15 protein-coding genes are annotated in these 13,131 nt (G+C 66.0%); 6 read left to right on the top strand and 9 right to left on the bottom strand.

Going from position 1 to position 13,131, the window contains the following annotated elements; all coding sequences use genetic code 11:
• The 9 genes from LH128_RS20295 to coxB form a co-directional block, all read right to left on the bottom strand.
• Window positions 1-720: class I SAM-dependent methyltransferase (locus LH128_RS20295; RefSeq protein ID WP_008831558.1), on the bottom strand; the 720-nt coding region annotated here is incomplete at its 3' end.
• Window positions 720-2,123 (bottom strand): threonine synthase, encoded by a 1,404-nt coding sequence (gene thrC, locus LH128_RS20290; RefSeq protein ID WP_008831557.1) that lies wholly within the window; start codon window positions 2,121-2,123, stop codon window positions 720-722. The genes thrC and LH128_RS20295, both read right to left, overlap by 1 nt.
• Before the next feature lie 253 nt (window positions 2,124-2,376).
• A complete protein-coding gene (locus LH128_RS20285; RefSeq protein WP_008831556.1) occupies window positions 2,377-2,931 on the bottom strand; it encodes an SURF1 family cytochrome oxidase biogenesis protein in 555 nt (184 codons plus the stop codon).
• Window positions 2,932-3,019: 88 nt separating this feature from the next.
• Window positions 3,020-3,841 carry a cytochrome c oxidase subunit 3 gene (locus LH128_RS20280; RefSeq protein WP_008831555.1) on the bottom strand — a complete coding sequence of 274 codons (822 nt, stop codon included), beginning with the start codon at window positions 3,839-3,841 and terminating at the stop codon, window positions 3,020-3,022.
• Window positions 3,842-3,923: 82 nt separating this feature from the next.
• Window positions 3,924-4,511, bottom strand: coding sequence for a cytochrome c oxidase assembly protein (locus LH128_RS20275; RefSeq protein WP_008831554.1), 588 nt, complete (start codon window positions 4,509-4,511; stop codon window positions 3,924-3,926).
• Window positions 4,511-4,636, bottom strand: a complete 126-nt coding sequence (locus LH128_RS34695; RefSeq protein ID WP_269078912.1) for a hypothetical protein — start codon at window positions 4,634-4,636, stop codon at window positions 4,511-4,513. Before LH128_RS34695 ends, LH128_RS20275 begins: the two co-directional genes overlap by 1 nt.
• 9 nt (window positions 4,637-4,645) lie before the next feature.
• Complete coding sequence (locus LH128_RS20270; RefSeq protein WP_008831553.1) at window positions 4,646-5,572, bottom strand: heme o synthase; 927 nt, start codon at window positions 5,570-5,572, stop codon at window positions 4,646-4,648.
• A 113-nt stretch (window positions 5,573-5,685) separates the two neighbouring features.
• On the bottom strand, window positions 5,686-7,368 hold the full coding sequence (gene ctaD, locus LH128_RS20265) for a cytochrome c oxidase subunit I (RefSeq protein ID WP_008831552.1): 1,683 nt from the start codon (window positions 7,366-7,368) through the stop codon (window positions 5,686-5,688).
• Between the two features lie 29 nt (window positions 7,369-7,397).
• Window positions 7,398-8,462, bottom strand: a complete 1,065-nt coding sequence (gene coxB / locus LH128_RS20260) for a cytochrome c oxidase subunit II (RefSeq protein WP_036529451.1) — start codon at window positions 8,460-8,462, stop codon at window positions 7,398-7,400.
• A 210-nt stretch (window positions 8,463-8,672) separates the two neighbouring features.
• Between coxB and pyrE the strand changes: the two genes are divergently transcribed.
• The 6 genes from pyrE to ruvX are packed head-to-tail and all read left to right on the top strand — an operon-like array spanning window position 8,673 to window position 13,016.
• Entirely contained in the window at window positions 8,673-9,254 is a 582-nt protein-coding gene (gene pyrE, locus LH128_RS20255) for an orotate phosphoribosyltransferase (RefSeq protein ID WP_008831550.1), read from the top strand.
• Window positions 9,255-9,310: 56 nt separating this feature from the next.
• Window positions 9,311-10,051, top strand: a complete 741-nt coding sequence (locus LH128_RS20250; protein WP_008831549.1) for a pyridoxine 5'-phosphate synthase — start codon at window positions 9,311-9,313, stop codon at window positions 10,049-10,051.
• A 25-nt stretch (window positions 10,052-10,076) separates the two neighbouring features.
• A complete protein-coding gene (gene acpS, locus LH128_RS20245; RefSeq protein ID WP_008831548.1) occupies window positions 10,077-10,481 on the top strand; it encodes a holo-ACP synthase in 405 nt (134 codons plus the stop codon).
• A gap of 19 nt (window positions 10,482-10,500) precedes the next feature.
• On the top strand, window positions 10,501-11,421 hold the full coding sequence (gene lepB, locus LH128_RS20240) for a signal peptidase I (RefSeq protein WP_008831547.1): 921 nt from the start codon (window positions 10,501-10,503) through the stop codon (window positions 11,419-11,421).
• A 6-nt stretch (window positions 11,422-11,427) separates the two neighbouring features.
• The gene (locus LH128_RS20235) at window positions 11,428-12,549 is read left to right on the top strand and encodes a DUF3089 domain-containing protein (protein WP_008831546.1); all 1,122 of its coding nucleotides are present in this window, start codon (window positions 11,428-11,430) and stop codon (window positions 12,547-12,549) included.
• Window positions 12,525-13,016 (top strand): Holliday junction resolvase RuvX, encoded by a 492-nt coding sequence (gene ruvX / locus LH128_RS20230; protein WP_036529458.1) that lies wholly within the window; start codon window positions 12,525-12,527, stop codon window positions 13,014-13,016. Before LH128_RS20235 ends, ruvX begins: the two co-directional genes overlap by 25 nt.
• The last annotated feature ends 115 nt before the right edge of the window (window positions 13,017-13,131 follow it).

The following is a 13,131-nucleotide window of genomic DNA, read 5'->3' as shown; positions in this document are numbered from 1 at the left end:
CAGGAACAGGAACCGGCTGTCGGCATCGAGCAGCTTGCGGCAATCGGCGAGAAGCCCCGGAAGGTGCTCTTCCAGACGCCAGGTCTCGCCGGTGGGGCCGCGCCCGAACTTGGGCGGGTCGAGGATGATGCCGTCGTAGCGCTTCTCACGCCGAACTTCGCGCGCGGCGAACTTGGCCGCGTCGTCGATCATCCAGCGCACCGGGCGGTCCTGCAGCCCCGCCAGAGCGGCGTTCTCGCGCGCCTGCGCGACGGACTTCTTGGACGCATCCACATGCGTCACCGGGCCATGGGCCGACAGCGCAAGAGTGCCGACGCCGGTATAGCCGAACAGGTTCATCGTGCTGGCATCGGTGCGCCCGGCCAGCATCCCGCGCATCCAGTCCCACACCGGCGCCATGTCCGGGAAGAAGCCGAGATGACGGAACGGGGTGCACTGCGCGGTGAACGAAACTTCGTTCCACGCCAGCGGCCAGCCATCGCGCGGCACGGCCTTGTCGAACTGCCAGCGGCCACCGCCGTCCTCGTCCGAACCAGGCACGAACTCGCCATGGGCGTCCCAATGCTCGCTCCGCGGAGTCCACATCGCCTGCGGTTCGGGGCGCACGAAGCGGTAGTCGCCGTAGCGCTCCAGCTTGCGTCCGTGGCCCGAATCGACGAGGCCGTAATCCGCCCAACCCTCTCCGGCGAGGATCAGCGGCTCTGTGACAAGCTCAGCCATCAGACTTTCGGGCTGGCGTGCGCCGCCACGAATTCGGTCACGGCCTCGAAGGTGCCGGGCAGCGTTTCGTACTTTTCCTCACGCTCGAACAGGTCGCCCACGCGGGTCGGCAGGGTCGGGCGCTGGCCGGTGGCGCGCTCGACGGCCTCGGGGAACTTGGCGGGGTGCGCGGTCGCCAGCGTGACGACCGGCACGCTCGCGTCGATGCCCGCCGTGCGCGCGGCGAAAAGACCGCAGGCGGTGTGCGGGTCGATCAGTTCGCCGGTCGCCTCGTAAGCCCAGCGGATGGTCGATGCCATTTCGTCCGCATCGGCGCGCGCCGACGAGAACAGCGCCGATGCGCCCTCACGCTGCGCGTTGGTCAGCTGCATCGCCTTGGTAGCCTCGAACCCGGCCATCTGCTCGGCCAGAGCCTTGCCGTCGCGGCCGCCGAGGTCGAACAGCAGGCGCTCGAAGTTCGAGGACACCTGAATGTCCATCGACGGCGCGGCGGTCGGCGTCACCGTCCCCTGCGAGTAATCACCCTCGGCCAACGCGCGGTGGAGAATGTCGTTCACGTTGGTCGCGACGATCAGCCTCTCGACCGGCAGACCCATCTGCGCCGCCACATAGCCCGCGAAAACGTCGCCGAAGTTGCCCGTCGGCACCGAGAACGCCACCTTGCGATGCGGTGCACCCAACTGCAGCCCGGCCGCGAAGTAATACACCACCTGCGCCATCAGGCGCGCCCAGTTGATCGAGTTCACCGCGCCGATGGCGAAGCGATCGGTCATGCCCTTGTCGTTGAATACGCGCTTCACGATCGCCTGCGCGTCGTCGAAGTTGGCGTGCTCCAGCGCGATGTTGTGCACGTTGGGCGCCAGCACCGTCGTCATCTGGCGGCGCTGCACGTCCGAAACGCGGCCCTTGGGGTGGAGCATGAAGATGTCCACCTTCGCACGCCCCGCAACCGCGTCAATCGCCGCAGACCCGGTATCGCCCGAGGTCGCACCCACGATCGTCAGGTTGCGATCCGAACGGCCAAGGAACTCCTCGAACAGCAGGCCCAGCAACTGCAGCGCCACGTCCTTGAACGCCAGCGTCGGGCCGTGGAACAGCTCAAGCAACCACTGCTGCGAATCGAGCTGCTTGAGCGGCGTTACGCCGTCATGCGCGAAACGGCCGTAAGCTGCCGTGGTCAGCTCCAGCAGGCGCTCTTCGGTGAGGCTGCCCGCGACGAACGGCGCCATGACCTTGGCGGCCAGCTCGGCATAAGGAAGCCCCGCCCAGCTCGCGATTTCCTCGGCCGAGAAACGCGGCCACTCACGCGGAACGTAAAGGCCACCATCCGATGCGAGGCCGGCAAGCGTCGCGCCTTCGAAATCAAGCGCCGGAGCGCTGCCGCGGGTGCTGATATAGTCCATCGGGCGCGGTTAGCCGTGAAGGCGGGAAATGAAAAGAGCGTGAAGGGTGTGAAGAAGGAAAGAAATGAATCTGGGGCCATCGCCCCAGACCCCTTAACCGTCGAGGTGACACGCGCAGCCTCCTCCCGCGCCCACGATGAGCCGGGAGACAAAGCAGCCTGCGGCGCAATGTGTGGCTGAGGCTGCTGCGCGCCCGACGACGACGGTATGGGGGTCTGGGGCGCCAAAGGTATATGGGGGGCCCCAGGACTTCCTACTTCCTCTTCCTGAGCGCCAGAAAGTAGATAACCAACGCCGTAGCCGCGAAGAAGAACCACTGCCCCGCATAAGACAAGTGGTTGTTCGGCAGATCCGCCGGATCAGGGATCGCGTTTTCCTCCAGTCCGCCAACCGCAGGCATCGCCACAAGACGCGGGCCGGGGGCGATCATGCCGGTGACGTCTCCGCCCTGCCATGCTCCAGCGTTGGGCTGGAGCGACCATCCCATCACCACCAGCGCCCTGCCACCGCCCGGCAGCGTGCATTCGGCGGTCTGGGCCACGCCGGGCTCCCCTTTGGCGTTGCTTCCGGCGATGCTGCTGCGGTCGCCTACGCCCGCGCAGACGAGATGGGCGCGGCGATAGAGCAGGTCCTTGCCGACGCCTCGGGATGTCCACTCGACGGGCGCGGGGTTCTTCTGCGCGGCGGCGTAGTGGGCCAGCAGCGCTTCCTTTTCATGGAGGCGGCGCAGTTGCCAAAAGCCCATCGCGATCATCACCGCCACGGCGGCAAGGACGATGAGGGTCGCGAAGACGGGGATGCGGCGCATGTCAGGTCCTGATGCGAAAAAGGCAGCCGAAGCGGTCTTCGGCTGCCTTTTCGGAATGAACGATCTGTTCGATCAGTGCGTGGGCCAATTAATGCGTGGGATAGCCCCAGCCGCCCCAGATGTAGACCGCGACGAAGAGGAACAGCCACACTACGTCGACGAAGTGCCAGTACCATGCCGCCGCTTCGAAGCCGAAGTGCTGGCGGGGCGTGAAGTCGCCGTTGTAGGTGCGCTTGAGGCAGACGATCAGCATGATCGTGCCGACGATCACGTGGAAGCCGTGGAAGCCGGTCGCCATGTAGAAGGCCGAGCTGTAGGTGTTGCCGCCGAAGCCGAACGGGGCATGCATGTACTCGTAGGCCTGAATGCACGAGAACAGCGCGCCGAGCAGGATCGTCGCCCACAAGCCCTTCTTGAGCCCTTCACGATCGCCGTGGATCAGCGAGTGGTGCGCCCAGGTGACGGTGGTGCCCGAGCACAGCAGGATCAGCGTGTTGAGCAGCGGCAGGGCGAAGGGGTCCATGACCGCCTCGATCGCCTTGGGCGGCCACTGTCCGCCGATGACGTCCGCCAGTTCGGAGGGGAACAGCGAGAAGTCGAAGAAGGCCCAGAACCAGCCGACGAAGAACATCACTTCCGAAGCGATGAACAGGATCATGCCGTAGCGCTGGTGCAACTGGACGACTGGCGTGTGGTCGCCCGCATGCGCCTCGTTGACGATCTTGGAGAACCACATGAACATCGAGGCCAGCAGGATCGCGAGCCCAGCCCAGGGCACGAAATGGCCGCCGGGCATCTTGTGCATGAACAGCACCATGCCGGTGGTGAAGGTGAAGGCGCCGATGGTCGTCGCCAGAGGCGCGATGTCGGGCGGAAGAATGTGGTAATCGTGGTTCTTCGTACCTGCCATGGTGCCTTCGTCCCCGTTCATCCAATCTCGTGTGCCGTCTGCCGCCCTGTTTTATCATGGCCGACGGTTCTTGGTACTTCGCTTAACTGCCCGTGCGCGGATGGTCCAGTGCCTTTGCGTCCTCCACCCGCGTGACGTGGAAGGTATAGCTCAGCGTGATCTGCTGCACGTCCTTGTTGTCCGGGTCGGTCAGGATCGCCGGATCGACGTAGTAGAGCACCGGCATGCGCACTTCCTCGCCGGGCTTCAGCGTCTGCTCGGTGAAGCAGAAGCACTGGATCTTGTTGAAGTAGCGCGCGGCCTGTTCGGGCTCGACGTTGAAGCTGGCGGTGCCGGTGACGGTCTTGTCGCTATCGTTCTTGGCCCAGAACAGCGCCATGTCGCGGGCGCCGATCGAGACCGTGTCGGTGCGCTGCAGCGGCTTGAACTGCCAGGGCATGTTGCGCTCGACATTGGCGTCGAAGCGGATCGATATCGTCCGGCCGCTGTCCTTGACGGTGGCCGCCTTGGCCTCGTCGGCGCGCTGGGTGGTGCCGCCGTAGCCGGTCACCTGACAGAAGATGCGGTAGAGCGGCACCGACGCGAACCCCAGGCCGAGCATCGCCAGCGCCGCCGAAGCGGCCGTCAGCGCGACCTTGCGGTTGGAGCGGGGTTCGCCCTTCCCCGCCATCAGCCCATCTTCACGATCGAGATGAAGAACACCAGCACCACAAAGGCCGCGAGGCTGAGGCCGAGGGCGCGGTTACGGCTGCGGCGGATCTGTTCGATGGTCTTCTGTTCCTGTGGCGCGGGCATGAAACGTCCTCAAAGCGGAATGTAGCGGTCGACGACGAGCGCGGCGAACAGGGCGAAAAGGTAGAGCACCGAGTAGGCGAACAGCTGCTTCTCGGGCTTCATGGCATCGTCATCGCCGCTGCGCGTGCGCAGTCCAACGCGGATCGAGAGGGCGAGGAACACGGTGGAGAGCGCCAGCGCCGAGATGCCGTAGATCGCGCCCGCGTGCTCCTTGCCCGGCAGCCACCATGGCAGCGCGCTGAGCGGCAGCAGCAGCACGGCGTAGGCGAGGATCTGGCGGCGGGTCGAGCGTTCGCCCGCGACGACGGGCATCATCGGGATGCCGACCTTGGCATATTCGGTCTTCACGAAAAGCGCGAGCGCCCAGAAGTGCGGCGGCGTCCAGAAGAAGATGATCGCGAAGAGCACGACCGGCATCGTCGAGATGTGGCCGGTCGCGGCGATCCAGCCGATCAGCGGCGGGAACGCGCCCGCGCCGCCGCCGATGACGATGTTCTGCGGGGTGCGGGGCTTGAGCCAAATCGTGTAGATCACGGCGTAGTAGACGATCGAGATCGCGAGGATCGCGGCAGCCAGCCAGCTGATCGCGAAGCCCATCAGGAACACCGATGCGGCGCACAGGATACCGGCAAAGTCGCGCGCGGTGGTGCGATCGAGCCGGCCCTGCGGCAGCGGGCGCTTGGCGGTGCGCTTCATCCCGGCGTCGATGTCCGCTTCCCACCACTGGTTGAGCGCGGCGGCGCCGCCTGCGCCCATGGCGATGCACAGGATCGCGGTAAAGCCGAGGACGGGGTGGATGCTTTCAGGCGCGGCGAGCAGGCCGCACAGGCCGGTGAAGATCACCAGGCTCATCACGCGCGGCTTGGTCAGCGCGATCAGGTCGCGCCAATCCGCAGGGGCCGCGTTGGCGGCAGGAATCGAATTCGTGGGGGTCATGATGGGCCGCCCATACACCCGGGGACCGATTCAGGCGAGTGCCAGAACGTCTCAGCCCCATCCGGTGAAGGTTAGCGGCCGCCCCGGACAGGTCCGGGGCGGCCCGCAGGGGATCAGTGGTGCACCGTCTCGCCGATGACCGGAAGGGTCTCGAACTGGTGGTACGGCGGCGGGCTGGAGAGCGTCCACTCAAGCGTGGTCGCGCCTTCGCCCCAGTAGTTGTCACCCACCTTCTTGCCTGCGGTGAAGGCGTAGATGATGTTGATGAACCAGATCACGAGGCTGAAGGCCATCACCATGTAGCCCACGGTCGCGATGTGATTCCAGTGGGTATAGGCTTCCGCGTAGTCCGGATAGCGGCGCGGCATGCCCTGCAGGCCCAGGAAGTGCATCGGGAAGAAGATCATGTTCACGCCCACGAAGAAGATCCAGAAGTGGACGTGGGACAGGAACTCCGAGTGCATGCGGCCGCTCATCTTCGGGAACCAGTAGTAGAACCCGGCGAAGAGCGCGGTCACCGCACCCAGCGACAGCACGTAGTGGAAGTGCGCGACGACGAAGTAGGTGTCGTGCACCACGTCGTCGATGCCGCCGTTGGCAAGGTATACGCCGGTGACGCCGCCCACGGTGAACAGGAAGATGAAGCCCATCGCCCAGACCATCGGCGACTTGAACTCCACCGAACCGCCCCACATCGTGGCGATCCACGAGAAGATCTTCACGCCGGTCGGCACCGCGATGACCATGGTGGCGGCGGTGAAGTACATCTTGGTGTTCACCGAAAGGCCGGTGGCGTACATGTGGTGCGCCCACACGATGAAGCCGACCACGCCGATCGCGACCATCGCGTAAGCCATGCCGAGGTAGCCGAACACCGGCTTCTTCGAGAAGGTCGAGATGATCTGCGAGATGATGCCGAAGCCAGGCAGGATCATGATGTAGACTTCGGGGTGACCGAAGAACCAGAACAGGTGCTGGTAAAGCACCGGATCACCGCCGCCCGAAGCGTCGAAGAAGGTGGTGCCGAAGTTGCGGTCGGTCAGCAGCATGGTGATCGCGGCGGCGAGGACCGGCAGCGAGAGCAGCAGCAGGAACGCGGTCACCAGCACCGACCACACGAACAGCGGCATCTTGTGGATGGTCATCCCCGGCGCGCGCATGTTGAAGATCGTGGTGATGAAGTTGATCGCGCCCATGATCGAGCCTGCACCGGCAAGGTGCAGCGCGAAGATGCCGAAGTCCACCGCAGGTCCGGGCGAACCGCTGGTCGACAGCGGCGCATAGACCGTCCAGCCGGTGCCCGCGCCGTTGCCCGTGCCGCCCGGCACGAAGGCGGAGCACAGCAGCGAGCAGAAGCCCGCCACCGTCAGCCAGAACGAGATGTTGTTCATGCGCGGGAACGCCATGTCCGGCGCGCCGATCATGATCGGCACGAACCAGTTGCCGAAGCCGCCGATGATCGCGGGCATCACCATGAAGAACACCATGATCAGACCATGCGCGGTGATGAGCACGTTCCAGGTGTGCAGCGTGGTGTTGAAATCCGGGTTCACCGCGCCGAACCAGCGCGCGAAGGTGTCGAGGTACTGGATGCCCGGCTCGTTCAGCTCGACGCGCATCATGCCCGAGAAGGCACCGCCGATGATCCCCGCGAAGATCGCGAAGATCAGGTACATCGTGCCGATGTCCTTGTGGTTGGTCGACATGAACCAGCGCGCGAAGAACGCGGGCTTGTGTTCGGCGTGATGGCCGTGGTCTTCCGGGTGAGCCTGGAAGTGGTCAGCGGTGGTTGCCATGGTGGGGACCCTGTCCTCTCGTATCGCTATTATTCGGCTTCGGCGGTCGCTTCGCCGGCAGGCGCTTCGGAAGCAGGAGCTTCAGAAGAACCTGGGGCGGGAGCGGCGGCAGGAGCCGCAGCGGCTTCGGCGGCGCCGGATGCACTTGGCGCAGGCTTCTTCTGCCCATCGATCTCCGCGCCGGCATGGGTCAGGACCCAGGCATTATACTTATCACGCGGCAGCGCCTCGACCGCGATCGGCATGTAGCCGTGCTTGGCGCCGCACAGTTCGGAGCACTGGCCGTAATAGACGCCCGGCTTCTCGATGAAGAGGACCTTCTCGTTGATGCGGCCCGGCACCGCGTCCAGCTTGAACCACAGCGAGGGCACCGCGAACGAGTGGATCACGTCGGTGGCGGTGATCTGCAGGCGGATCGGTTCGCCGACCGGCACGACCATGCGGTTGTCGACCTCGAGGTGCGACGGACCGTCCCAGGGCTTGGAGCCGACTTCGCGCACGCCGTTGTTGACCACCGGCTGGCCGGGGATGTTCAGCATGTTCGAGATCACCTCGAAGTCGCCGTTATCCGGGTAGCCGTACGTCCAGAACCACTGGTTGCCGGTGACCTTGACGGTCAGCGCGGTCTTGGGCGCGGGCTTGTACTGCTTGGCGATGAGGTCGATCGAGGGCACCGCGATGCCGATCAGGATCAGCACCGGCGCCAGCGTCCACACCACTTCGAGAACGGTGTTGTGGCTGGTTTTCGACGGCACCGGATTGGCGCGACGGTTGAAGCGCACGATGACGATGGCCAGCAGCGCCAGCACGAACAGCGAGATGATGAGGCAGATCCACAGCAGGCCGTGGTGCAGCCATTCGCCGTATTCACCCGTAGGCGAGAACTGCTGCTGGAGGTTGATACCGCCGTCGACCGGCATGCCGATGCCCGGCGTCGGCTTCATCGGGGTATAACTTCCGGCGGAAGGAGCGGCGGCGTCCTGCGCCATTGCAGGCGCGGCGAACGTCAGCACGCTGGCGAGAGCCCCGTTAAAGGATAGTCCAAGGGCTCTGCGAACCCTTCCTGCACCAATGGAAATCTTGCCCAATGTCATGGTTTTTTGCGCTTCCACTTCCTTCGAACGCTTGTGCCGTATCAACGACTTCAAGCGCACCCCTGTCATGGCGGCGTTTTTCGCCCCCTTTGGGCCGGGCTATACGCGGCCTTGCCGCCCGTCTCAAGCGCCTCTAGGGGAATTTTTGCCGCAAGCGCCAGACGAACTGCGCGCGAACACTCGAAAAACGCTCCAGAGGTATAGTTGCAAATGCTCGAAGAAGAGGTCCTCGCCGAATTCCGCGCCTGCAAGGCGCTGCTGGAAGGACACTTCCTGCTGTCGTCCGGCCGCCACAGCGCGTACTATCTTCAGTGCGCCCGCGTCCTGATGAACCCCGACCGCGCCGCGCGTCTTGCCGTCGCCATCGCATCCAAGCTGCCGCACGACATTCGCAAGCAGATCACCAAGGTCGTCTCGCCCGCGATGGGCGGCGTCATCATCGGCCAGGAGATGGGCCGCGCCCTGCAGGTCGACGCGATGTTCGTCGAGCGCCCCACCGGCACTTTCGAACTGCGCCGCGGTTTCTCGCTGGAACCGGGCGACAAGGTGCTGATGGTCGAGGACGTGGTGACCACCGGCCTGTCCAGCCGCGAGGCCATCAAGGCGATCGAGGAAGCCGGCGGCACCGTGATCGCGGCGGCCTCGCTGGTCGATCGCTCGGCCGGGTCGGTGGATCTGGGCGTGCCGTTCTTCCCGCTAGTGGCGCTCAATTTCCCGACGTACGCGCCGGACGAACTGCCGCCCGAACTGGCCTCTTCGCAGGCGGTGAAGCCCGGCAGCCGCGCCCAGTAAATCTCGGAACGTCGCTCCCTGATCGGACAATCCTTCGACAAGCTCAGGATGATAGAATGAACGTGCTCAAGCCCGCCCGCCTGCGTCTCGGCGTCAACATCGACCATGTCGCGACGATCCGCAACGCGCGCGGCGGCGAGCATCCGGACCCGGCCCGCGCCGCCCAGATCGTGGCGCGCGCGGGCGGCGACGGCATTACCGTGCACTTGCGCGAGGATCGCCGCCACATCCGCGACGACGATCTCTTCCGCGTCGCGGAGGCGACCGGCCTGCCGATCAACCTGGAGATGGCGGCAACCGACGAGATGCTCGAGATCGCCCTGCGCCACCGTCCTCACGCCGCCTGCATCGTGCCCGAGCGGCGCGAGGAGCGCACGACCGAGGGCGGCCTCGACGCGGCGGGCCAGCACAATCGCCTCGCGCCGATCGTCTCGCGCCTGTCGGACGCAGGGATTCGCGTCAGCCTCTTCATCGCCCCCGAGCCGCGCCAGATCGAGGCCGCGATGAAGCTCGGCGCCCCGGTGGTGGAATTCCACACCGGCGAATATGCCCATGCTGAGGGCGAGCAGGTGGCGCATGAGTTGCGCCGCATCGTCGACATGTCGGCGCTCGCGGCCAAGAACGGCATCGAGCCGCACGCCGGGCATGGCCTGACGTACGAGAACGTCCAGCCCATCGCGGCGATTCCGCAACTGGCGGAACTCAACATCGGTCACTACCTCATCGGCGAGGCGATCTTCATCGGGCTGGAAGCCAGCGTGAAGAAGATGCGCGCGCTGATGGACGAGGTGCGGTGATGACGAAGCAAGCGGGAGCCCGGGCATGATCATCGGTCTCGGCTCGGACCTGTGCAACATCGAGCGAATCGCCAGTTCGCTCGAACGCTACGGCGACCGCTTTCTGGGTCGCGTCTTCACCGAGGTGGAGCGCGCCAAGGCCGCCCGCCGCCCGCACACCATCGCGGGCACGCTGGCCAAGCGCTTCGCGGCCAAGGAGGCGTTTTCCAAGGCGGTCGGAACCGGGTTCAAGGCGGGCGTGTTCATGAAGGACATCGGCGTCGTCAACGCTCCCTCCGGCGCGCCGACGCTGGCGCTGACCGGCGGCGCGAAGGAACGGCTGGATTCCATGATCCCCGCAGGCCATGAAGCCGTGGTTCACCTGACACTCACGGACGACCACCCATGGGCGCAGGCCTTCGTGATCATCGAAGCGCGCCCCCTCTCCTAATCGCCGAGTTTCCCCCCGCATGACCGAACAGACCGCCCGGCCAGACTCCCTCGAACAGGCCAAGCCGGCAAGGCAGCCCCGCACCACCAACTGGTGGCAGGAGCTACGCGGCCTCTTCCTCATGCTGCTGGGCGTGCTGGCATTCCACTCGCTGGTGGCCAAGCCGTTCTACATCCCCTCGATCTCGATGATGCCGGGGCTGCTGGTGGGGGACCGGCTGGTGGTGTCGAAGTATCCCTACGGCTGGAACTGGTCGTCGCTGAGCTTCCACTTGCTGCCGCGCTCGACCACGCGCATCCTCGGCTCCACGCCCGCATACGGGGACATCGTCATCGTCGTGCCCGGCAATCGCAAGGCCGACCTCATCAAGCGCGTCGTCGCCCGTCCGGGAGACCGCATCGCCGTGATCGACGGCCGCATCCGCCTCAACGGCAAGTTCATCCCGCGCGAGATCGAGCCGCCGGTGCAGATCCCCGCCGACGACAAGCTGACCTGCGAAGGGCAGGAGCCGGGCCACTGCTACGACGGCTTCGAGCAATACCGCACCCGCCTGCCCTCCGGCCGCGAGGTCTACGAACTGCCGACCTACCGCGAGACGTTGCCCAACGGGGCCAGCTATCAGGTGATCGACTATGTCACGCAGAGCCTCGACAACTATCCCGAGGTCACGATCCCCGCAGGCCACGTCTTCCTGATGGGTGACGACCGCGACCGTTCGGCGGACAGCCGCGCGCCGTTCACCACCAATTGGCAGGGCCAGCCCGACGGCGGCCTCGGCGGTCCGGTGCCGCTGTCCGACATCGGCGGACGGGCGGAGTTCATCACCTTCTCGCTCGATGGCTCGCAAAGCTGGAACCCGCTGACCTGGTGGAGTTCCATGCGCGACGGGCGGGCCTTCACCAGCCTGCGCCCGCGCGTCGATCCCGCGAAGGCGTACTGACCGGGCATGGCGCGCAAGTTCCTCTACGTCATCGCGGGACTGACGGTAGCGGTGCTGGCGCTGATGCTGGCCCTTTGGTTCTGGTCCGAGGACCTGACCGAGATGGCCTTCGTGCCCAACGTTTCCTTTGCGGAACAGCAGGCGCTGCCGCCCGAATCGTGGAACAACCCGGCGATGTGGGTCGCGCGGCCGGGCCTGAAGGACGATCCCTCCTCGTGGCTCCCTCCCGGGATCGAGGCCCCCAAGACAAAACTCCCGGTCGCGGTCTTCTTCGTCCACCCCACCAGCTACATCGCACGTGACGCCTGGAACGCCGCGCTGGACGACACAGTCAGCCGCGACCGCGCGAACCTTTTCGTCCAGGGCATGGCCAGCCCGTTCAACGAGGGCGAAGTCTGGGCGCCGCGCTACCGGCAGGCCGCCGTCGGCACCTTCCTGACCGCAAAGCCCGAAGCCGCGCAGGCGATCGACCTGGCCTACGCCGACGTGCGCGCCTCGTTCGAGATATTCACGCGCAACCTGAGGCCGGACCAGCCGATCGCGCTGGCGGGCCATAGCCAGGGCGCGTTCCTGCTGCGCCGCCTGATGCGCGACCGCATCGCCGGGACACCGCTGGCGCAGCGCCTCGTCGGGGCATGGGTGATCGGCTGGCCGGTCTCGCTGGAGCATGACCTGCCGAAGATGGGCGTCCCCGCCTGCGAGCGCGCGGACGAGCCCGGCTGCATCGTCAGCTGGCTTTCGGTCGCCGACCCGGCGGATACCGCGATGCTGCTCAAGGCCTATGCACGGCGCACCGGGCTCGACGCGAAGTCGGTGGCGGGCAGCGCGTTCCTGTGCACCAATCCGCTGACGGGCGTGCCGAGCGCCGCCGCCGGGGCCGAGGCGAACCTCGGCACCCTCGTGCCCGACTTCAAGGCCCGTAGCGGAACCATGGCCGCGCAGGTCGTCCCCGCGACTTGCAGCCCCGACCACTTCCTCCACATCGGCCCGCCGCCCAAGCTCGACCTCGGGGCCTATGTGCTGCCGGGCAACAACTATCACCTCTATGACGTGACCCTGTTCTGGGCGAACCTCAGGGCCGATTTCGAAAGGCGCACCCAAGCGTGGCTGGCGAAGCAGCAAAAGTGACCCCGACCACCAGCGCGCTGGAGTTCCGCGAGGCCCTGCCGAACAAGGGCGCGCTGCTCGGCCTCGACCTCGGCACCCAGACCATCGGCACTGCGTTCTGCGATGCCGGCTGGCGTATCGCCTCGCCCGGCAAGACGATCAAGCGCGGCAAGTTCGGCGCCGACAAGGCGCTGATGGAAGACCTGATCCGCGAACGCTCGGTCAAGGGCATCGTCATCGGGTTGCCGCTCAACATGGACGGCTCCGAGGGCCCGCGCGCGCAATCGAGCCGCGCCTATGCCCGCAACCTGTCGGTGCTGGGCCTGCCGATCCTGCTGTGGGACGAACGCTGGTCCACCTCCAGCGCCGAGCGCGGCCTCATCGAACAGGACATGAGCCGCGCCAAGCGCGCCACGCGTATCGATTCGGCGGCGGCGGCGGTGATCCTGCAAGGCGCCGTCGATGCGCTGGCTGGGGGGCTGTTCTAGAGGGGCGCTGGACGGAATTGCCGTAGGCGCCCTAATTGCGGACCTCGCCTGATCCTCCCTGTCGCGAAGCGATGGGGAGGGGGACCGCCGACGCAGTCGGTGGGGGGGGGGGGGG

It is taken from the genome of Sphingomonas sp. LH128, from assembly GCF_000293195.2.
In the GTDB taxonomy this organism is placed as follows: Bacteria; Pseudomonadota; Alphaproteobacteria; order Sphingomonadales; family Sphingomonadaceae; genus Novosphingobium; species Novosphingobium resinovorum_A.
Note: the sequence above shows the minus strand (reverse complement) of the source record. Positions and strands in the feature narration are given on the sequence as shown.

Bases quoted from the DNA above. Each gene is read 5' to 3' on its own strand.
- coxB (WP_036529451.1), bottom strand. From the start codon at position 8,462: ATGACATTGGGCAAGATTTCCATTGGTGCAGGAAGGGTTCGCAGAGCC.
- LH128_RS20275 (WP_008831554.1), bottom strand. From the start codon at position 4,511: ATGGCGGGGAAGGGCGAACCCCGCTCCAACCGCAAGGTCGCGCTGACG.
- thrC (WP_008831557.1), bottom strand. From the start codon at position 2,123: ATGGACTATATCAGCACCCGCGGCAGCGCTCCGGCGCTTGATTTCGAA.
- LH128_RS20235 (WP_008831546.1), top strand. From the start codon at position 11,428: ATGGCGCGCAAGTTCCTCTACGTCATCGCGGGACTGACGGTAGCGGTG.
- acpS (WP_008831548.1), top strand. From the start codon at position 10,077: ATGATCATCGGTCTCGGCTCGGACCTGTGCAACATCGAGCGAATCGCC.
- pyrE (WP_008831550.1), top strand. From the start codon at position 8,673: ATGCTCGAAGAAGAGGTCCTCGCCGAATTCCGCGCCTGCAAGGCGCTG.
- LH128_RS20285 (WP_008831556.1), bottom strand. From the start codon at position 2,931: ATGCGCCGCATCCCCGTCTTCGCGACCCTCATCGTCCTTGCCGCCGTG.
- LH128_RS20270 (WP_008831553.1), bottom strand. From the start codon at position 5,572: ATGACCCCCACGAATTCGATTCCTGCCGCCAACGCGGCCCCTGCGGAT.
- lepB (WP_008831547.1), top strand. From the start codon at position 10,501: ATGACCGAACAGACCGCCCGGCCAGACTCCCTCGAACAGGCCAAGCCG.
- LH128_RS34695 (WP_269078912.1), bottom strand. From the start codon at position 4,636: ATGCCCGCGCCACAGGAACAGAAGACCATCGAACAGATCCGCCGCAGC.
- LH128_RS20250 (WP_008831549.1), top strand. From the start codon at position 9,311: ATGAACGTGCTCAAGCCCGCCCGCCTGCGTCTCGGCGTCAACATCGAC.
- LH128_RS20280 (WP_008831555.1), bottom strand. From the start codon at position 3,841: ATGGCAGGTACGAAGAACCACGATTACCACATTCTTCCGCCCGACATC.
- ctaD (WP_008831552.1), bottom strand. From the start codon at position 7,368: ATGGCAACCACCGCTGACCACTTCCAGGCTCACCCGGAAGACCACGGC.